Below are 18,056 nucleotides of genomic sequence, written 5' to 3'. Positions count from 1 at the left end.
ATATGAAACTTCATGAATTAAAATCTGCCGAAGGTTCTCGTAAAGAACGCAATCGCGTTGGTCGTGGATCTTCATCAGGCAATGGTAAAACTTCAGGTCGTGGTCAAAAAGGACAAAACTCACGTTCAGGTGGTGGCGTACGTCTAGGGTTCGAAGGTGGACAAACACCATTGTTCCGTCGTTTACCAAAACGTGGATTTACGAACATCAACCGCAAAGAATATGCAATTGTCAATCTTGAAACATTAAACCGTTTTGAAGATGGTACAGAAGTAACACCAGCATTGTTGGTCGAATCTGGTATCATTAAAGCTGAAAAATCTGGGATTAAAGTTTTGGGTAACGGCCAAGTTGAACGTAAACTAACTGTTAAGGCAAGCAAATTCTCTCAAGCAGCTAAAGAAGCTATTGAAGCTGCTGGTGGTTCAATCGAGGTGATTTAATGTTCACACTGTTGAAGGATGCTTTTCAAGCAAAGGACATCAGGAAAAAAATTCTATTTACTCTTGGTATTTTAGTTATCTTTCGCATAGGAACTCATTTAACGGTTCCTGGCGTAGATGCGTCAGCTTTAAAAGGTCTTGCTGATTCGTCAAATGGCCTTTTCAGCTTATTAAATACCTTTGGTGGTGGAGCGCTAAGCAGCTATTCTATTTTTGCACTAGGTGTTTCTCCATATATCACGGCCTCAATCGTTATTCAACTGCTACAAATGGACATTATTCCTAAGTTTGTGGAATGGGCAAAACAAGGTGAAGTAGGACGTCGGAAATTAAACCAAGTAACAAGATATGTCACAATCGTTTTAGCTTTTGTTCAAGCGATAGGAATTTCTTTTGGATTTAATGCTCTTACAGGTACTGGGTTAATCAAAGATCCTAGTATGTCTACTTATCTTTCTATTGCACTTATCCTTACTGCTGGAACAATGTTGGTTATGTGGATGGGTGAACAAATTACGGTTAAGGGTTTTGGTAACGGAACATCAATGATTATCTTTTCAGGTATCATTGCAAAGATACCATCAGACGTTGTAACCTATTACAACACTCAAATCCGCAATGCAGGAGATGAACTTACAGTAGCCATTTTGTTTACAGTAGCTTTATTGATTGCCATTGCTGCAGTAGTGATTGTAGTTATTTATATCGAAAATGCTAAACGTAAAATTCCTGTACAGTACTCAAAACGAGCAACTGGTAGCAACCAAAGTTCGTTTTTGCCTTTAAAAGTAAACTCGGCTGGAGTTATTCCGGTTATCTTTGCAAGTTCGTTTATTACAACACCACAAACATTATTAGGGTTTCTTAGACAGAGCAATATTGATGCTTCGTGGTTTAACGTTTTAAACACGATTTTTGACTTGAAAGAACCAATTGGTGCAGCTTTGTATACATTGTTGATTGTGCTATTCACTTACTTCTATGCATTCATTCAAGTGAATCCAGAAAAAGTAGCTGAAAATTTACAAAAACAAGGTGGTTATATTCCAAGCGTGCGTCCTGGTAAACCAACACAAAACTTTATCTCAAGAACGTTAACGAACTTGAGTACAGTAGGTGCTATTTACTTAGGAGTAATTGCATTGCTTCCGATTATCGCTTCCAATTTATGGGATTTACCTTCTTCTCTAGCGCTAGGTGGAACCAGTCTATTAATCGTAGTCGGTGTTGCATTAGATTCAGTTAGACAATTAGAAGGTCAAATGATCAAAAGAAGTTACCAAGGCTTTATACAATAAGAAGAACGTGTTGGGGATTATCCTCAGCACCAATTCTTACATTAGTAGGAGGGAAAATGATGAATCTCATTTTAGTAGGTCTTCCGGGTGCAGGAAAAGGAACACAAGCTGAGAAAATTGTTGACACATATCATGTGCCACATATTTCAACCGGTGATATGTTTCGTGCTGCTATCAAAAATGAAACTGCCTTAGGAATAGAAGCAAAAACATTTATGGACAAAGGCGAATTAGTTCCTGATGAAGTGACAAACGGGATTGTAAAAGAACGTTTAGCTGAATCAGATACAAAAGACGGCTTTTTATTAGATGGTTATCCAAGAACGCTTAACCAAGCGAATGTTTTAGAAGGTATTTTAAAGGATTTAAACAAGAAGTTAGATGCTGTTATTTACATTAATGTAAATAAAAACATTTTAATGGAACGTTTAACTGGAAGAATTATCTGTCGTTCATGTGGTGCAACTTATCATAAAGTCTACAACCCTCCAAAGGTTGAAGGTACGTGTGATCGTTGTGGTAAACATGAATTCTATCAAAGAGAAGACGATAAGCCTGAAACCGTTGAAAACCGAATAAATGTTAATCTTGAATCTACAACTACTCTTGTAGACTTTTATTCAAAACGCAATGTCTTGCATACCGTTAATGGTGAAGATGATTTCCAAGATGTGTTCAAAGATATTCAAACAATCATTTCTACTGTTGAATAAAATCAACACTTACTTGATTGAGACTAGTTTTGAGACGTTTTGAACAATATCTCGCATTAGAGTGGTTAGCAGAAATAAGCATAGCGATAGTCTGCAGCAAACTTGTTACTGTATTAATTTTATGGTATAATGTGCCAGATGTTGATTTCTCAATGCTGTTATGTTGTGATATAATTAATAGGTTAAGATGAAACAGAAAAGTGAGGGCTAATGCGCTCACTGTTTATCGCGTTTAAAATGCGAAACACTTTTAAGGAGGTACGAGGCGTGGCGAAAGACGATGTCATTGAAATAGAAGGAACAGTCGTTGAAACTTTGCCGAATGCAATGTTTAAAGTTGAACTTGAAAATGGCCATATTGTATTGGCACATGTTTCAGGGAAAATTCGGATGCACTACATTAGAATTCTGCCTGGAGACAAAGTAACAGTTGAATTGTCCCCATATGATCTAACCCGTGGTCGCATTACTTATCGCTTTAAATAATTGTACTCCGTCAATTAAAATAGGAGGTATAATTCATGAAAGTAAGACCATCAGTTAAGAAAATTTGTGATAAATGTAAAGTTATCCGACGTAATGGTCGTGTTATGGTGATTTGTGAGAATCCTAAACACAAACAACGTCAAGGTTAATCAGTTAAATTAACAGGAGGTGTAATTAAATGGCTCGTATTGCTGGTGTAGATATTCCACGTGACAAACGTGTAGTAATTTCTTTAACATATATATTCGGAATCGGTAAAACAACAGCTCAAAAAGTTTTAAAAGCTGCTGACGTTTCTGAAGAAATTCGTGTAATCAATTTAACAAATGATCAATTAGATGCTATTCGTGCAGAAATTGATAAGTTGAAAATTGAGGGTGACCTTCGTCGTGAAGTAAGCCAAAATATTAAACGTTTGCTTGAAATTGGTTCATACAGAGGTATGCGTCACCGTCGTGGTTTACCCGTTCGCGGACAAAACACGAAGAACAACGCACGTACTCGTAAAGGCCCATCTAAATCAATCGCAGGTAAGAAAAAATAATAATTAAGTAAGGAGGTCAACCTTCATGGTAAAAAAAGTTGTACGTAAACGCCGTGTGAAAAAGAATATCGAAAGTGGGGTTGCTCACATTCGTTCTACTTTTAATAACACAATTGTAATGATCACTGATGTTCATGGTAACGCTGTTGCATGGTCATCTGCTGGAGCTCTAGGTTTCCGTGGATCAAAAAAATCAACACCATTTGCAGCACAAATGGCAGCAGAAACTGCAGCAAAAGTTTGTATGGAAAATGGTATGAAAACTGTAGAAGTAGCCGTTAAAGGTCCTGGTTCAGGTCGTGAAGCAGCTATCCGTTCTCTACAAGCAACTGGTTTAGAAGTTACTGCTATTCGTGACGTAACACCTATTCCTCATAATGGATGCCGCCCTCCTAAACGCCGTCGTGTATAATTGAGAGCTACTTCATTTTTTAGTTTTGCACTCGGTAACATGAACTTCACGTTTTGAAAGGGGTATAGATAGAATGATCGAAATTGAAAAGCCAAGAATCGAAACGATTGAGATCAGCGATGATGCTAAATTTGGCAAATTCGTTGTAGAGCCACTTGAACGCGGTTATGGAACTACGTTAGGGAATTCTCTACGTCGTATCTTGTTGTCTTCACTACCGGGAGCAGCAGTAACCACTATTCAAATCGATGGTATTTTACATGAATTTTCAGCTATTGATGGTGTTCTTGAAGATGTAACGTCAATTATTTTGAACGTAAAAAAACTTGCACTCAAGTTATATTCTGGTGAAGATAAAACGATTGAAATCGATGTAAAAGGTCCAGCAGTTGTAACAGCAGCCGATATCATTTATGATAGCGATGTTGAAATACTAAATCCCGATTTGTACATTTGTACAGTAGCAGAAGGCGCACGCTTCCACGTACGCATGACAGCTAAAACAGGTAGAGGTTACGCAAGAGCTGAACACAATAAACAAGATGATATGCCTATTGGTGTATTACCTGTCGATTCGATTTACACCCCAGTTAGTCGTGTAAACTACCAAGTAGAAAACGCACGAGTGGGTCAGAAAGATATTTTTGACAAATTAACACTTGATGTTTGGGCAGATGGTTCCATTAGTCCTGAAGAAGCTGTTAGTCTTGCAGCTAAAATTATGACAGAACACTTAAATATCTTTGTAAATCTAACAGATGAAGCTCGTAAGGCTGAAATTATGGTAGAAAAAGAAGAGACGCATAAAGAAAAAATGCTTGAAATGACAATCGAAGAACTAGATCTATCTGTACGTTCATACAACTGTTTGAAACGTGCTGGTATTAATTCTGTTCAAGAATTGACTGACAAGTCTGAAGCTGAAATGATTAAAGTACGCAATCTAGGACGTAAATCACTTGAAGAAGTTAAGTACAAATTAGCTGAACTCAATTTAAATTTACGCCAAGACGATTAGTACTGTAACAAGGGAGGAAAATCAAAATGGGTTACCGTAAATTAGGCCGTACAAGCTCACAACGTAAAGCAATGTTACGTGATTTAACATCTGATTTAATCATTAACGAACGTATTGTAACAACTGAAGCTCGCGCTAAAGAAGTTCGCAAAACAACTGAAAAAATGATTACTTTAGGCAAAAAAGGCGACTTACATGCACGCCGTCAAGCAGCAGCCTTCGTTCGTAATGAAGTAGCAGCTATTAAAGAAGAAGACGATACTGTTGTTGTCCAATCTGTATTACAAAAATTATTTAGTGATATCGCACCTCGTTACGCTGAGCGTCAAGGCGGATATACACGTATTATGAAAACAGAACCACGTCGCGGCGATGCTGCACCAATGGTTATTATTGAATTAGTTTAATTTCAGACATCGTTTTTTGACTTAAGTCAGTATAAACAGTGATTCTTAATTATACAACATTCAAACAAGTTTACTTTTTTGATGTATGTAAAGAGTGTTACGATGATGGAAAGCCATTTAGGTTTCTCCAAGTCTAGCTCGAAACTTCTCTTAGATGAAAATGGGTTTCATCTAAGAGAGGTAAATTCATCGATGAAAGTGATTTTTTTTGTCTTAAAACAGGCAACAAATAAATGGGGTTGTCCATTTATTTGTTGCCTGTTTTAGTATATAAAAATAAAAGAGTATACTATACTTATGAAGATAAAATGGGGCAATATGATTTATTGCGTGAAAGTTACTTTTTTGATAGTCTTATAGAGACCCCAAATTAATAAGAACGTGAGGAATGTTCAATGGATAAAATTATAACGTTAAAAAATATTTCGTATCAGTACCATACAACGGATGATAAGCCTGCTTTAAATAATATTTCACTTTCTATTGAGGCGGGAGAATGGGTAGCTATTATTGGCCATAACGGTTCTGGAAAATCCACTTTAGCTAAAACAATTAATGGGCTAATTGCACCTAATCAAGGTGAAGTAACGGTTGGTGGATTAATTTTGAGTGAACAAAATATTTGGGAGATTAGAAAATTAGTTGGAATGGTTTTTCAAAATCCTGATAATCAATTTGTTGGCTCTACTGTGCAAGATGATATCGCATTTGGATTAGAAAATCAAGGCATTCCAAGAGAAGAGATGATTGAACGTGTCATCGATGCAATTGAACGCGTAAAAATGACTGAATTTATAGAAAAAGAACCAGCAAGGCTATCTGGAGGACAAAAACAACGTGCAGCTATTGCTGGCGTAGTTGCTTTACGCCCAGCCATTATTATTTTAGATGAAGCTACAAGTATGCTAGATCCACAAGGACGTCAAGAAGTTTTATCCACAGTCAAAGCGATTAAAGAAAAAGCTAATTTAACGGTTATTTCGATTACTCATGATATTGACGAAGCTGCTAATGCTAATCGAATTATGGTTATTAAAGACGGAGAATTGATTCAAGAAGGTACACCAGAGGAAATTTTTATGTCTGGTGAAAAGTTAATCGAGATGGGATTAGACTTACCTTTTCCAGAAAAGTTAAAACTGTCTTTAAAAGAACGCGGAATTGACGTACCGGCAAATTATCTGACTGAAGAAGGGATGGTGGACTGGCTATGGACATTATTTTCGACAAAGTAGGCTATACTTATCAAAAAGGTACACCTTTTGAAAATCGGGCTCTATACGATATTGATATGATTATCAAAGAAGGCAGTTTTACCGCTCTAGTAGGCCATACAGGTAGTGGGAAATCCACTGTTTTACAACACTTAAATGCTCTAATGAAACCTTCAGAGGGCACGGTAACAATAGGAGAAAGAGTGATTACGACAGAAACAAGTAATAAAAATCTTAAATCTATTCGTAAACAAGTGGGTATTGTTTTTCAATTCCCAGAAGCACAGCTCTTTGAAGAAACGGTTGCAAAAGATATTGCTTTTGGTCCAAAAAACTTCGGTGCTTCTGATGAAGAAGCAACGAAATTAGCTAGAAAGATGCTTCCTTTAGTCGGTTTGGACGAAAGCTTTATGGAGCGTTCACCGTTTGATTTATCTGGTGGACAGATGCGTCGAGTTGCAATTGCAGGTGTTTTAGCAATGGAGCCGGCTATACTTGTTTTAGATGAACCAACTGCTGGTCTAGATCCACAAGGACGCAGAGAAATGATGGATATGTTTTATCGTTTGCACAAAGATAAAGGTTTAACGATTGTTTTAGTGACACACTTAATGGATGACGTTGCAGATTATGCAGATCATATGATCATTCTAGAAAAAGGTACGGTTATTAAAGAAGGCACGCCGCGCGAAATTTTTCAAGAAGAAGCATGGCTGAAGTCAAAACAATTAGGCGTACCAGCTGCGGTATCTTTTAGTAACCGATTAGATACCAAATTAGGCGTCTTGAACACTCAGTCTGCGCTGACAGCTACAGAACTGGCTGATTTAATTGCTGAGCGCGTAAAAGCTTTAAAAGTAGGTGAAGTTCAATGATGGAGAAACTAATTTTTGGTCGTTACATTCCTGGAGACTCTCTTATTCATAAATTAGACCCAAGAGCCAAGTTAATGGGTAGTATGTTTTTTATCGGCATTATCTTTTTAGCGAATAATTGGCAATCATATGCGCTATTATTTCTTTTTACACTAGCTGTAATTTTTCTCTCTAAAATAAAATTGAGCTTTTTTATTAACGGGGTTAAACCACTTATTTGGTTAATTTTATTCACGGTTATTTTACAAGTATTATTTACAGGTGGAGGAACGATTTACTTTTCATGGGGCCCAATCACGGTATCTCAAGAGGGCATTTTAAACGGCGTCTACATCTTTTGTCGCTTTGTGCTAATCATCTTCATGTCGACGTTGCTAACGTTAACAACGATGCCTCTTTCGCTTACAGACGCTATTGAGTTCTTATTGCGTCCTTTATTAGCGGTGAAGGTACCTGTTTATGAGATTGCATTAATGTTATCTATTGCTTTACGTTTTGTTCCTACGTTAATGGACGAGACAGAAAAAATAATGAACGCGCAACGTGCACGAGGAGTAGATTTTGGGGAAGGCAACATATTTCAGCAAATGAAGGCAATTGTACCGTTACTCATCCCTTTATTTGTGAGTTCGTTTAACCGAGCTGAAGAGCTTGCAACAGCCATGGAAGCTCGTGGGTATCAAGGTGGCGAAGGCCGAAGCAAATACCGGTTGTTGAAATGGGAAACGCGCGATACAGTTGTTATCATTGCCTATGCTCTTTTAACGATTGGTTTACTATTTTTAAGAAAATAAAGGAAGGAGAAAGACTTGTTCAATAATCAATCGAACAGTCTTTTTCTGTTTTATAATGAAAATTAAATCTCTAGGAGTCTGATATAATGGAAAAAAAGCGGTATAAAATTATGATTCAGTACGATGGAACGAATTTTAATGGTTTCCAAATTCAAGATAAGGGCCGAACGGTTCAAGGTGAGATCCAAAGAGTTTTAAAAATCATGACTAAAGGAATAGAGGTTAAAATACATGGCTCAGGTAGAACCGATTCAGGTGTGCATGCATTGGGACAAGTGATTCATTTTGACTATCCCTTTCCTATGCCAGTTGAAAATATGCAACGAGCGATGAATAGTCTAACAACTGATGAAATTAAAGTGTATCACGTTGAAATGGTCGACTCGGATTTTCATGCAAGGTATCTCGCAAAGGGTAAAAAATACATCTACCGAGTGGACACAAGTGAAAATACGAATCCATTTAAACGATTATATGCAAAACACCATGAATACCCAATTAATTTACCCGTTTTAGAACGAGCCTTAAAAGATATCGAAGGGACCCATGACTTTTCTAGTTTTTGTGCAACGAATAGCGGCCGTGAAAATAAAATCAGAACCGTGTATGAGGCAAGTGTGATAGAGGATAAAGAAAACGGGGAATTGGTTTTTACATTTAGAGGAAATGGCTTCTTATACAACATGGTTCGTATTTTTATTGGTACACTACTCCAAATAGCAAATGGCAGAAGGCCTGCTGATGATATGAAGCGCTTATTAGATGTTAAAGATCGTCGTCAAGCTGGCCCAACGGCTTCACCACAGGGATTGTATTTAGTTGAAGTTTTTTATGACGATGAAAAAGCGACAAAAGGGACAACTTTTGAAACGCTACTAGTTGATAGAACGGAGAGAGTAAATGACAATTCAGATACGACACAGTCAATGGTCTGATTATCCCGATTTAATTGCAATCGAAAACCAATTATGGAATGAAAGAAATACACCACAAGTAACCACATACTCTTCACCTGAAGAGTATAAGAAACGTTTCCCTGTTGGAACCCATTTAGTGGCCTTTGATGAGTTAAAAGGTAAAGCAGTTGGATTTATCGGCTTTCATCCATCCACGCACCTAGAGGCCCATAAACGGACTTGGTTGATTGATATAGGTGTAGACCCATCAATGCAAAGCAACGGTGTAGGAAAAAAATTAGTAGAGGGTTTAAAAAAAGAAGCAAAAGAACAAGGGATCCATAAGTTAAGCCTTCGTGTGATGGGAACCAACCAACGAGCTATCCGATTTTATCAAAAGAACGGGTTTGTTGTTGAAGGGATACTAAAACAAGAATTTTGGTTGAATAATCGATACGTTGATGTTATTTTGATGGCTTTTATTTTGTGAATAAAGTTATTTTTGTTACACTACTAGGATAATTGTATCTATATCACAGTTAGTACTTAAGAAAATAGACAAAATATAATTTCAAAGGAGAAAAAAATGAATAACAAAGTAATCGTATTTTTTGCAACAGCATTTATTTTAGGAGGTTGCAGTACGCAAACAGCCGACGAACCAGTGGTAGAATCTTCAGATTCCGCTGCTCAATCGAGTGAGGAAGTTATGACAGAAAGTGCTTCATCAGAAAGCATGGCTGTTGAAAGTTCAGCAGGAATGGAATCATCTAGCGAAGAGGATAAAGACACGGCGCCTGTCAGTGAAGAAGAAGCAGCTAGCGCTGAACTAGTAACAGACATTAGCCAATACGAAGAACTAGAATACGCTAAAAACACTCTTGATTTATCTGTTTATGAAAGCCGACTGTTAACAGATAATCAAGGAACACGCGTGATGTTATTTTCAAAAGATAACGAACAAGTCTATAAAACTATTTTTGTAAAAAATAATAGCTGGTTAAAAGTAATCGATCTAAAAGCAGATAAATTAGTATTAAATGAAAAAATAAAGTAAGCTGAAAATAAAAATAAAAAAATCGTCTGAAAACATTGACATTTATCTTTTAAAACGATAAAATGTTAGATGGTATTGTTTGCCACCACATAATGAGCCCCGGAAACTTATATTGTGCTTCAAACAAACAGATAAGAATATGGAGGAATAAAACGTGCGTACAACTTATATGGCTAAACCTAGCGAAGTAGAACGTAAATGGTATGTGGTAGACGCAACTGATATCCCAATGGGACGTTTGTCTACTGTAGTAGCATCTATTCTACGCGGTAAAAATAAACCAACTTTCACACCCCACATTGACACTGGTGACTTTGTGATTGTTATTAATGCAGAAAAAATCAAATTAACTGGTAAAAAAGCAACGGACAAAATTTACTATCACCACACTGGCTTCATTGGTGGCATAAAGCAAGTCTCAGCTGGAGAATTACGCTCTAATAACCCACGTAAATTGATTGAAATGTCAGTTAAAGGCATGTTACCTAAAAACACTTTAGGCCGTGCACAAGGCATGAAATTACATGTTTACGCTGGTACAGAACATACTCATCAAGCACAACAACCAGAAGTATTAGACATTACTAACCTAATTTAAGGAGGGAAATTCTTTGGCACAAGTACAATATACCGGCACAGGCCGTCGTAAAAACTCAACAGCTCGCGTACGTTTAGTACCCGGAACTGGTAAAATCATCATGAACAAAAAAGACATTACTGAATACATGCCTTTCCCATATCTTTATGTAATCGTTAAACAACCTTTAGCAGTTACAGAAACAATGGAAAACTATGACATTCACGTTAACGTAAATGGCGGTGGATACACTGGACAAGCTGGCGCTACACGTCACGGTATCGCTCGCGCGTTACTACAAGTAGATCCAGATTTCCGTGCTCCTTTAAAAGCTGCAGGCCTGTTAACACGTGACCCACGTATGGTTGAACGTAAGAAACCAGGTTTGAAAAAAGCTCGTAAAGCTTCACAATTCTCAAAACGTTAATTCGTTATTATATCAACGTTTCAAGCACTTCTCGGTTACTCGAGAGGTGCTTTTTTTGTTACGTTGAATACACTTTTGACTACGTTTCTTTTAAAAATTGACATATGAAGCAAATTTTTGAGCTGTTTCTTCCTTAGCTTTTTCAGTAACATGCGTATAAATGTTCATGGTAGTTTGTATATCAGTATGGCCAAGTCTATCTTGAACTTCCTTTATTGATGCACCAGCTTCAAATAGTAAGCTGCAGTGTGTGTGTCTGAAACCATGAACAGTTATTTTTTTCAGATTGTAAGTTTTAATCATCTTCCCATGACTCATATTTATTAGATATACTCTGGATAGACTGATCTATTTCTTTTATAATATAATCAAAAATTTCATTAATGAAATTATGGAATATTCAACTAGCGCTCATTTGTTATATATAGGTTCATTTAACAAAAAGTTGTCAAATAAATATTTTTGTTCTCTAAATAAAGACTCTGGGTTGTACTAATAAGGATTATCGGTAATTTCTATAGGGAATGAATTAAAGAAGTAATCAGCAATTTCATCATTAACAACAAGGCTGTATTTAGTTTTGATAATTTCTTTTATTATTGAAACTAAGTGAGATCGTGATGAGCCGTACAGCAGCTCGTTGTCAGTCAAATTATCTAGATCAGCAATTTCTTTTAATCGTTCACTATTGGACAAATTTCTACCATTTTCCTAATTACTAACTGCAGGTACTGTTGCATTAATTTTTTTCGCAAAATCAGCATGAGAGGAGTGGTGCTTATGGGGAGTATGAATGAGAGACAAAAATGAGCACATCATCTGTTTAAATGCTACTGAATCAGCAGTTAAAGGTGGTTATAGTAAGAGAATAGCGGAGTCGACAGAGAGTAGATTGTTAAAGAATGTTAAGGTCTCAGAGTACATAGAGGCTAGAATGGAAGAGTTGCAAGATGAAAAGATACTTACTCAAAAACAAATACTTGTAATGCTATCAGAAATAGAGAGTGGACAAGCTGAAGGATACAAAGATGTAGTGATTAAAGTTAGCGAGTTTATAAAAAATCCTAATACAGAGAAAAAATAACTTGTATACAATGAGTATTCAGAAATAATCTCATTGCCTGCAAAGAATAGTGATAGAAATAAAGCTCTTGAGCTCCTCGGGAAACGTTACGCCATGTGGATGGATAAGAAAGAAGTGTACGTAACCCAACAAGTAGTATTTGTAGGTGAAGACGATCTTGAAGACTAAAAATTAGTGTAACTATCTTTTCAATTTTTTATATTTACAGAGATTTAACATATTGGTTCGTTTGCTATAATAGCAGAGTATTATAGAACCGAATAAAATAGTGTAAGTGTTATTCTCAATAAAGGAATATTAGGAGTGATTGAAGAATGAAGACGACGTTGGAAGCTTTATTGAACGTTATTTATGAAGAAACCCCTGGGAATATTTTAAATTCAGATGTTTTTGAAGAAAAGATACATGTTTTATTAAAAGTATTATCAGAAACGAACGATGGATACTTTTTAATAGACAATTCAGCACTACAAGTTCTAGTCTTGGATGAATCATCCGAAGAAAGAATCCTAAATAAAATTAAGGAATATCAAGGTGATATTGAGAGTGGCCAAATGGAACGAGATTCATTTGATCTGTATGTAAGTTACCGATAATTAAAAATAAGCATCACTAGATGATAACGATTTGTTCGGTTAGCTTACATCTTGTAACAAGCGGGATTTTTAGCCTATTTCAAAATGATAAAAGATGTGGGGAATTTTTCCTAGATGTTTAAATAATAATAGATGTCGGAAGTTTTTCCGAGATGTTTAATGGCTTTACCTCAATTTTGAGGAGACCCCAAATGACGGGGTGCCCAAAATTGGAGAGACTTAATACACTCATGTAGTACAATGACCTAAAAACTTATAATGAGCGGAATTTCCCGCCTAGTTCAGCCGAAGGGAAAATCCACTTGGATGATTATTAATTTAGGATTATATAGATTTGATATGATACGATAAGCTCAGATTTCAGAGTATCTAATAAGCTAACGAAAGACCTCCCCAATTTTGGAGAGATCTTTTTGATGTAGAAAATGATATGATTCTATCGAATAAGGAAGCATTAAATTGGATTTAAGTACTAGCGTTCTGTTAACATCTCTAGTAAAAAAATAGTAGTTGATATATTAGAAATGAATATGATGAAATTGTTTCTTCTTTATCCTTAGCGTGGAATATTTTTGACTACGTTCTAAATTAAGCAACGGGTATTTGTGGTAGTTAAAGAAGTGGTTTTAACCTCATTAACAAGGGTTAGTTAGTTGCTAGAAATCACTAGGAACTACTTGAGTAAGAAACCAGGTTTGAAAAAAGCTCGTAAAGCTTCACAATTCTCAAAACGTTAATTCGTTATTATATCAACGTTTCAAAACATCTTCCATTTATTTGGAAGATGTTTTTTTATTTATTAGAATATATTATTGAGGTCATACTTTTTTGTAAAACTGATTAAAATTATTTTATCTATCTAAGTACTTGAGTGATTCATATTTTTAGAAAATCTATTCGTCTAAAACACTTTAGAAAATTAGCTTTTTTAATAAGATACCAGCAAAATAATCCGCCTTATACTCTACAATTAATTTTGATAAATAAGTATTATGCTCATAATATAAGTAATTATCTTTAACAATTAGTTTTTTTCAGTACTTTTATGAAATTAGTTGTGTGTATAAACTCTTTGGTCAATATTAATTTAGAATCATTTGGAAAATTTTCATCATTTGTTGAAAGGCATAGTTTAGAATTGTAAAGCAAATGATAGTAGTCTAATACAACTATTGGAAGAATCTCTTTTATGATTCGTTGTAGCCATTCTAACTTCAGCAAATGTCTATTCTTTTGTTACAATAAAAGATGTGACAAAATTAAATATAAAGTAGAAATACAGTACATATCGAGTAGTTATTGGAAAAAGCATATAAATATGAAAAACGATTGTAATATGTCTTGTATAAAGATAGTATTGAGCTAAACAATACATAACAGATAACTTAATCGTACTCAAATAAAGTAGGTAACCCTTAAAGATAGTAGTCAAAATAAGATGTAAAACTAAATGTTTTTAGTGATAGATATTAAATACAATAAAGGAGGAATTATGAATGGGAGAATATGTTAAGTCTAAGAAAAACATGAATTTTCAAAGCCAAGATTCATTAAAAACAGTAGAAAATGTTATTATTGATGCTGATGAGGCACTTAAAGAAAAAACTAGAAAGATAAAAGACTCACCAATAGGAGAAGCATTGGCAGGGGCGATTGGAGTTAGTACCGGAGCAGGTGTTGGATTTGCAAGTCTTTATTTAGGCGGTTCAGTTGTCGGCCTTAGTGCAGCTGGAATTACGAGTGGTTTAGCAGCAGCAGGTTCATTAATTGGTGGTGGAATGGTTGCTGGAATTGCTGTATTAGCTGCTCCTGCTGTTATATTAGGTGGTGCTAGTATGGGGATGGCATCACATTTTAAGAATAAAAAATTACGTGAAGCAAAAGAATTGATCTATAAAAATGCTATCGCTAAGCAAAGTGCTATTCTTAAAGCATTAGATACAGAAAAAAATGCGGATAAAGACAGAATTGATTATTTAACTGGATTAAATATTCTATTACAATCTGCTATCAAAGATTTGAAACAAGACTTGGGCGCTTAATAGGATGGGAGAGAGTTGAAGTGAGTAGGTTCAAATATTCTGGTGAAGAAATGGATTTAAATAAAGTTTTGAAAATGAATCAAGACATATCTAAATCATTTCTTGAGGATTCAGATCTATCTTTGACTAAAAAGAAAGCAGATATGAATATATCTGCTTCTATGGAGTTGTTATATTCGCTTGGAAAGGCTGCCTCTATTGAAGAGTTATCTTTAGAAATTACAAAAAAAGATAAAAAACTAAAAAATCGACCTATTCTGGAGGAATGGGATAAGATCGTAAATCAGGCAAATGAGTCCATCTCAACGGCAGTAGTTATAGAAGATATCGTATCCGAAAGTGAAATTAAAGAAGCATTCCAAGAATTAGATGAGATTAACCGACTGTTTTCTAGAAAGACAACGATTACTAATAAGACCGATTTATCTTTTCTTGCTATTGCTGTAGCAATACAAGTCTCAAAAAGTTTAATTTTTCCTCATGTCGCAGAGAAATTTCATTATGGAGAAAGTTTTGATAAATCTGAGAGATTAAACCATAATGACAAATCTATTGAGCAAGCACATCGGAAATCTAATTCTGATTTTCGTGACAAGAAATTAAAAAAACATGAAGCAGGTCATTGGATTAATATTTTATATCAAACCCCTGCATACGATATAACAAAAGGATCAAAAGATTTGACTATTAATATGGGAGGTGCATACCATAGAATGTATACTCTCGGGCATGATCCTGTTTTAGGATGGGTCTTTGGTACAATGAATATTTTAACGGATGTTATTACTCTTAATACCTTTAAATCGTATAGGATAATGAGAAATCCTATGAAAATTACAAATGAAGTTGTTCCTATAGGATTACTATTTGAAGAAAGTTATGAATGGATAAAAGATGACCCCTTAAATTTACCAGCAGCAATCTTTGCTCAAGCACAACATCTAAAATCTGATGAGTATACAAAAATTGGCCTCCCAATTCCTATACTATCAAGTGTTAACGAGATACTCGCTAGTAAACTTTATAAGAAAAATTACGATGCAATATGTTTAGCCAGAGATTTGAAGGTTGTAGGATCTTCATTGATGGTATCGAGAATTTTTGATACAATAATTTCCTTGGTCCATGGTTTTTTCCGTAAAGAAGACGAACTAAAAGATCTATATGAAGTTAGAACAAGGAAAATTTTATTAATTTCAAACTCAATTGCATCTACTAGTACAATAATAAACGCAAAAATCACATCAAATCCTAAAAATCTTGATATTGGTATGTTACTTAATACAGTCGCACATTTGTTTATGGATATTAGATTTATTGAAAAAATAAAACAAGAATTTATTGAAACTGAGATATCTGATAGATTAAAAAAGGAAATTGATGAGATTGATAGATTATATGAAGAGATATAATCGATAAAAGTAGTTAAATTTAAATAAAGTAGTAAAAAATGATAGCATTGCTTATGTGCGCTAAAGAGAATTGTTCAATAGCAATTCTCTTTTTTGATTGTAGTTATATTAAAAAAATAGGATGAAGTAGCCAACGCTTCTAACTTGCCTGTTTACAGATGGGAAATAAAATGTAACGATTGGAAGAGAAAATAACAAATAGCTAGTTAAAATAAGTGTTATAAAGAATGGGTCTATTTATCAAAAATAGTTTCTTCCGAAACTAATAAAATTTTATTTGTAAAAGAGAGGATAAAAAATTTATGACTGAAAAGAAAAAATTGTTTTCCTTAACCTTTCCAATTTTTTTAGAGAGTTTATTGTTTTCCATTATCGGAAGTGTTGATACTATTATGCTCTCTCGCTACAATGATTCTGCTGTAGGAGCTGTTGGTGTAGTTAACCAAATGATATTTCTGATTCTTATTGCAGGGAATATTATTCTTTCAGGTACAGGTATTTTACTTGCACAAGCTATCGGGGCAAAAAAGGCAAAAGATTATCTTCAAAAATTAACTCTGACAGCAATAGTGATTAATCTATTCATGGGTCTGCTTTTTAGTTTAGCTTTTGTAGCTTTTTCTGGAAGCGTTTTAAGTATTATGAACTTGCAAGGAGAGATGTTAATTTTTGCAGAGCAATACTTAGTTATTGTGGGTGGTTTTATTTTTATGCAGCTTCTCGCTATGACATTTTCTATGTTTCTTCGTTCCTTTGGAAAAACGAAAGCGACGTTAAAGATTTCTATCATTACCAATGTAACTAATGTATTTTTAAATTATCTTTTGATTTATGGTCATCTGGGTTTCCCAGCTATGGGAGTAAGAGGGGCTGCTATCGCTACGATGATAAGTCGAGCTTTGGGGATGATTATTTTAGGCTACTTAGTCTATGATTTGATTTTCAAACCTAAAATGCTTTCTTTTACACTGAATGATTTTAAAGAGACTATTCCAGCTATTTTAAAATTTGGTCTTCCTGCAGCTGGAGAACAAATTTCTTATAATCTAGCCCGCTTTGTCATGATGCTCATGATTACAAGACTCGGAGAAGTGGCTATCACTGCCTATTCCTATAGCAATACCTTAGTTAGTTTTGTTTATATATTTGCTGTTTCCTTAGGGCAAGGCACTTCTATTATGATTGGTTGGCATGTTGGTGCGAAAAATTATTTGAAGACCAAAGATCTGGCCTCCTTTGCTTCTAAAGCTTCTTTTTTAATTAGTATGTTAGCTTGTTTGGTACTTGTTTTGTTTAGAGTTCCCTTACTAGGCTTACTCACTGACAACGTAGAAATTATTGCTTTAGCTAGTCAGGTTTTAGTTTTTAATTTTATTTTAGAAGCAGGAAGAAGTCAGAATTTGATTTATGTAAGTGCACTAAGAGCCTCTTCAGACGTACAGTTCCCTTTTTACGTAGGTGTCTTATCAATGTGGAGTGTCGGAGTCTTTCTTGCATATCTATTCTCTTTCCCCTTGCAAATGGGTTTAGTAGGAATCTGGTTAGCTTTAGGCTTAGATGAAATTGTTCGAGCTATTTTTATGAGACTGAGATGGCGAAAAAATATGACTGAAATTTTTATTGAACGGTCTTGATAAATTGTATTTAAGTATCTTTATAGTTAGTTTAGCAGACGACCCTTTTAAGGTTGTCTGCTCTATTTGTGAATATTTTCTCATTAGTGTTTACTTTGACTCAGAACAATCATATAATTGATAATGA

The 18,056-nt window shown here is 35.0% G+C and carries 23 protein-coding genes and 1 pseudogene; 23 read left to right on the top strand and 1 reads right to left on the bottom strand.

Features of this window, described 5'->3' with window-relative positions; genetic code table 11:
- The first annotated feature begins 2 nt into the window (after window positions 1–2).
- From rplO to rpsI (ACMHYH_RS10305), 17 genes are all read left to right on the top strand, one after another.
- Entirely contained in the window at window positions 3–443 is a 441-nt protein-coding gene (gene rplO, locus ACMHYH_RS10385; RefSeq protein WP_414839324.1) for a 50S ribosomal protein L15, read from the top strand.
- Complete coding sequence (gene secY, locus ACMHYH_RS10380; protein WP_414839323.1) at window positions 443–1,741, top strand: preprotein translocase subunit SecY; 1,299 nt, start codon at window positions 443–445, stop codon at window positions 1,739–1,741. The genes rplO and secY overlap by 1 nt, the downstream gene beginning before the upstream one ends.
- 59 nt (window positions 1,742–1,800) lie before the next feature.
- Window positions 1,801–2,454 (top strand): adenylate kinase, encoded by a 654-nt coding sequence (locus ACMHYH_RS10375; protein WP_414839322.1) that lies wholly within the window; start codon window positions 1,801–1,803, stop codon window positions 2,452–2,454.
- Window positions 2,455–2,721: 267 nt separating this feature from the next.
- Window positions 2,722–2,940, top strand: a complete 219-nt coding sequence (infA, locus tag ACMHYH_RS10370; RefSeq protein WP_034551736.1) for a translation initiation factor IF-1 — start codon at window positions 2,722–2,724, stop codon at window positions 2,938–2,940.
- Between the two features lie 35 nt (window positions 2,941–2,975).
- Window positions 2,976–3,089, top strand: a complete 114-nt coding sequence (gene rpmJ / locus ACMHYH_RS10365; protein ID WP_034551737.1) for a 50S ribosomal protein L36 — start codon at window positions 2,976–2,978, stop codon at window positions 3,087–3,089.
- Between the two features lie 29 nt (window positions 3,090–3,118).
- On the top strand, window positions 3,119–3,484 hold the full coding sequence (gene rpsM, locus ACMHYH_RS10360) for a 30S ribosomal protein S13 (protein WP_085559021.1): 366 nt from the start codon (window positions 3,119–3,121) through the stop codon (window positions 3,482–3,484).
- A gap of 25 nt (window positions 3,485–3,509) precedes the next feature.
- The gene (gene rpsK, locus ACMHYH_RS10355) at window positions 3,510–3,896 is read left to right on the top strand and encodes a 30S ribosomal protein S11 (protein WP_414839321.1); all 387 of its coding nucleotides are present in this window, start codon (window positions 3,510–3,512) and stop codon (window positions 3,894–3,896) included.
- Window positions 3,897–3,969: 73 nt separating this feature from the next.
- Window positions 3,970–4,914 (top strand): DNA-directed RNA polymerase subunit alpha, encoded by a 945-nt coding sequence (locus tag ACMHYH_RS10350; protein WP_414839320.1) that lies wholly within the window; start codon window positions 3,970–3,972, stop codon window positions 4,912–4,914.
- A gap of 26 nt (window positions 4,915–4,940) precedes the next feature.
- Window positions 4,941–5,321 carry a 50S ribosomal protein L17 gene (gene rplQ, locus ACMHYH_RS10345; protein ID WP_414839319.1) on the top strand — a complete coding sequence of 127 codons (381 nt, stop codon included), beginning with the start codon at window positions 4,941–4,943 and terminating at the stop codon, window positions 5,319–5,321.
- Window positions 5,322–5,716: 395 nt separating this feature from the next.
- On the top strand, window positions 5,717–6,556 hold the full coding sequence (locus tag ACMHYH_RS10340; RefSeq protein ID WP_414839318.1) for an energy-coupling factor ABC transporter ATP-binding protein: 840 nt from the start codon (window positions 5,717–5,719) through the stop codon (window positions 6,554–6,556).
- Window positions 6,532–7,410 (top strand): energy-coupling factor ABC transporter ATP-binding protein, encoded by an 879-nt coding sequence (locus tag ACMHYH_RS10335; protein WP_414839317.1) that lies wholly within the window; start codon window positions 6,532–6,534, stop codon window positions 7,408–7,410. The genes ACMHYH_RS10340 and ACMHYH_RS10335 overlap by 25 nt, the downstream gene beginning before the upstream one ends.
- Window positions 7,407–8,204, top strand: coding sequence for an energy-coupling factor transporter transmembrane component T family protein (locus ACMHYH_RS10330; protein ID WP_414839316.1), 798 nt, complete (start codon window positions 7,407–7,409; stop codon window positions 8,202–8,204). The genes ACMHYH_RS10335 and ACMHYH_RS10330 overlap by 4 nt, the downstream gene beginning before the upstream one ends.
- An 86-nt stretch (window positions 8,205–8,290) precedes the next feature.
- A complete protein-coding gene (truA, locus tag ACMHYH_RS10325; protein WP_414839315.1) occupies window positions 8,291–9,139 on the top strand; it encodes a tRNA pseudouridine(38-40) synthase TruA in 849 nt (282 codons plus the stop codon).
- Window positions 9,105–9,590, top strand: coding sequence for an N-acetyltransferase family protein (locus tag ACMHYH_RS10320; protein WP_414839314.1), 486 nt, complete (start codon window positions 9,105–9,107; stop codon window positions 9,588–9,590). The genes truA and ACMHYH_RS10320 overlap by 35 nt, the downstream gene beginning before the upstream one ends.
- Window positions 9,591–9,686: 96 nt before the next feature.
- Window positions 9,687–10,157, top strand: coding sequence for a hypothetical protein (locus tag ACMHYH_RS10315; protein WP_414839313.1), 471 nt, complete (start codon window positions 9,687–9,689; stop codon window positions 10,155–10,157).
- A 154-nt stretch (window positions 10,158–10,311) separates the two neighbouring features.
- Window positions 10,312–10,755, top strand: a complete 444-nt coding sequence (gene rplM / locus ACMHYH_RS10310; RefSeq protein WP_085559030.1) for a 50S ribosomal protein L13 — start codon at window positions 10,312–10,314, stop codon at window positions 10,753–10,755.
- A 13-nt stretch (window positions 10,756–10,768) separates the two neighbouring features.
- Entirely contained in the window at window positions 10,769–11,161 is a 393-nt protein-coding gene (gene rpsI / locus ACMHYH_RS10305) for a 30S ribosomal protein S9 (RefSeq protein ID WP_034551750.1), read from the top strand.
- 90 nt (window positions 11,162–11,251) lie between these two features.
- Here rpsI (ACMHYH_RS10305) and ACMHYH_RS10300 read toward each other — a convergent pair.
- Window positions 11,252–11,452, bottom strand: a pseudogene (locus ACMHYH_RS10300) (tyrosine-type recombinase/integrase); the annotation flags it as partial.
- A 502-nt stretch (window positions 11,453–11,954) separates the two neighbouring features.
- Here ACMHYH_RS10300 and ACMHYH_RS10295 point away from each other — a divergent pair.
- The 6 genes from ACMHYH_RS10295 (at window position 11,955) to ACMHYH_RS10270 (ending at window position 17,929) form a co-directional block, all read left to right on the top strand.
- Window positions 11,955–12,245 carry a terminase small subunit gene (locus ACMHYH_RS10295; protein WP_414839312.1) on the top strand — a complete coding sequence of 97 codons (291 nt, stop codon included), beginning with the start codon at window positions 11,955–11,957 and terminating at the stop codon, window positions 12,243–12,245.
- Between the two features lie 314 nt (window positions 12,246–12,559).
- Window positions 12,560–12,841: a hypothetical protein gene (locus ACMHYH_RS10290; RefSeq protein ID WP_414839311.1), complete on the top strand. Its 282-nt coding sequence runs from the start codon at window positions 12,560–12,562 to the stop codon at window positions 12,839–12,841.
- Between the two features lie 653 nt (window positions 12,842–13,494).
- Complete coding sequence (gene rpsI / locus ACMHYH_RS10285; protein WP_414840389.1) at window positions 13,495–13,578, top strand: 30S ribosomal protein S9; 84 nt, start codon at window positions 13,495–13,497, stop codon at window positions 13,576–13,578.
- A gap of 759 nt (window positions 13,579–14,337) precedes the next feature.
- Window positions 14,338–14,883, top strand: coding sequence for a hypothetical protein (locus ACMHYH_RS10280; protein ID WP_414839310.1), 546 nt, complete (start codon window positions 14,338–14,340; stop codon window positions 14,881–14,883).
- A gap of 50 nt (window positions 14,884–14,933) precedes the next feature.
- Window positions 14,934–16,295 carry a hypothetical protein gene (locus ACMHYH_RS10275; RefSeq protein ID WP_414839309.1) on the top strand — a complete coding sequence of 454 codons (1,362 nt, stop codon included), beginning with the start codon at window positions 14,934–14,936 and terminating at the stop codon, window positions 16,293–16,295.
- 302 nt (window positions 16,296–16,597) lie between these two features.
- Window positions 16,598–17,929, top strand: a complete 1,332-nt coding sequence (locus tag ACMHYH_RS10270; RefSeq protein WP_414839308.1) for an MATE family efflux transporter — start codon at window positions 16,598–16,600, stop codon at window positions 17,927–17,929.
- Window positions 17,930–18,056 lie beyond the last annotated feature (127 nt).

It is taken from the genome of Carnobacterium sp. TMP28, assembly GCF_047553015.1.
Lineage (GTDB): Bacteria > Bacillota > Bacilli > Lactobacillales > Carnobacteriaceae > Carnobacterium_A.
Note: the sequence above shows the minus strand (reverse complement) of the source record. Positions and strands in the feature narration are given on the sequence as shown.

Coding starts and splice junctions, on each gene's coding strand:
- rplO (WP_414839324.1), top strand. CDS start 3: ATGAAACTTCATGAATTAAAATCTGCCGAAGGTTCTCGTAAAGAACGC.
- secY (WP_414839323.1), top strand. CDS start 443: ATGTTCACACTGTTGAAGGATGCTTTTCAAGCAAAGGACATCAGGAAA.
- ACMHYH_RS10375 (WP_414839322.1), top strand. CDS start 1,801: ATGAATCTCATTTTAGTAGGTCTTCCGGGTGCAGGAAAAGGAACACAA.
- rpmJ (WP_034551737.1), top strand. CDS start 2,976: ATGAAAGTAAGACCATCAGTTAAGAAAATTTGTGATAAATGTAAAGTT.
- rpsM (WP_085559021.1), top strand. CDS start 3,119: ATGGCTCGTATTGCTGGTGTAGATATTCCACGTGACAAACGTGTAGTA.
- rpsK (WP_414839321.1), top strand. CDS start 3,510: ATGGTAAAAAAAGTTGTACGTAAACGCCGTGTGAAAAAGAATATCGAA.
- ACMHYH_RS10350 (WP_414839320.1), top strand. CDS start 3,970: ATGATCGAAATTGAAAAGCCAAGAATCGAAACGATTGAGATCAGCGAT.
- rplQ (WP_414839319.1), top strand. CDS start 4,941: ATGGGTTACCGTAAATTAGGCCGTACAAGCTCACAACGTAAAGCAATG.
- ACMHYH_RS10340 (WP_414839318.1), top strand. CDS start 5,717: ATGGATAAAATTATAACGTTAAAAAATATTTCGTATCAGTACCATACA.
- ACMHYH_RS10335 (WP_414839317.1), top strand. CDS start 6,532: ATGGACATTATTTTCGACAAAGTAGGCTATACTTATCAAAAAGGTACA.
- ACMHYH_RS10330 (WP_414839316.1), top strand. CDS start 7,407: ATGATGGAGAAACTAATTTTTGGTCGTTACATTCCTGGAGACTCTCTT.
- truA (WP_414839315.1), top strand. CDS start 8,291: ATGGAAAAAAAGCGGTATAAAATTATGATTCAGTACGATGGAACGAAT.
- ACMHYH_RS10320 (WP_414839314.1), top strand. CDS start 9,105: ATGACAATTCAGATACGACACAGTCAATGGTCTGATTATCCCGATTTA.
- ACMHYH_RS10315 (WP_414839313.1), top strand. CDS start 9,687: ATGAATAACAAAGTAATCGTATTTTTTGCAACAGCATTTATTTTAGGA.
- ACMHYH_RS10295 (WP_414839312.1), top strand. CDS start 11,955: ATGAGAGACAAAAATGAGCACATCATCTGTTTAAATGCTACTGAATCA.
- ACMHYH_RS10290 (WP_414839311.1), top strand. CDS start 12,560: ATGAAGACGACGTTGGAAGCTTTATTGAACGTTATTTATGAAGAAACC.
- ACMHYH_RS10280 (WP_414839310.1), top strand. CDS start 14,338: ATGGGAGAATATGTTAAGTCTAAGAAAAACATGAATTTTCAAAGCCAA.
- ACMHYH_RS10275 (WP_414839309.1), top strand. CDS start 14,934: ATGGATTTAAATAAAGTTTTGAAAATGAATCAAGACATATCTAAATCA.
- ACMHYH_RS10270 (WP_414839308.1), top strand. CDS start 16,598: ATGACTGAAAAGAAAAAATTGTTTTCCTTAACCTTTCCAATTTTTTTA.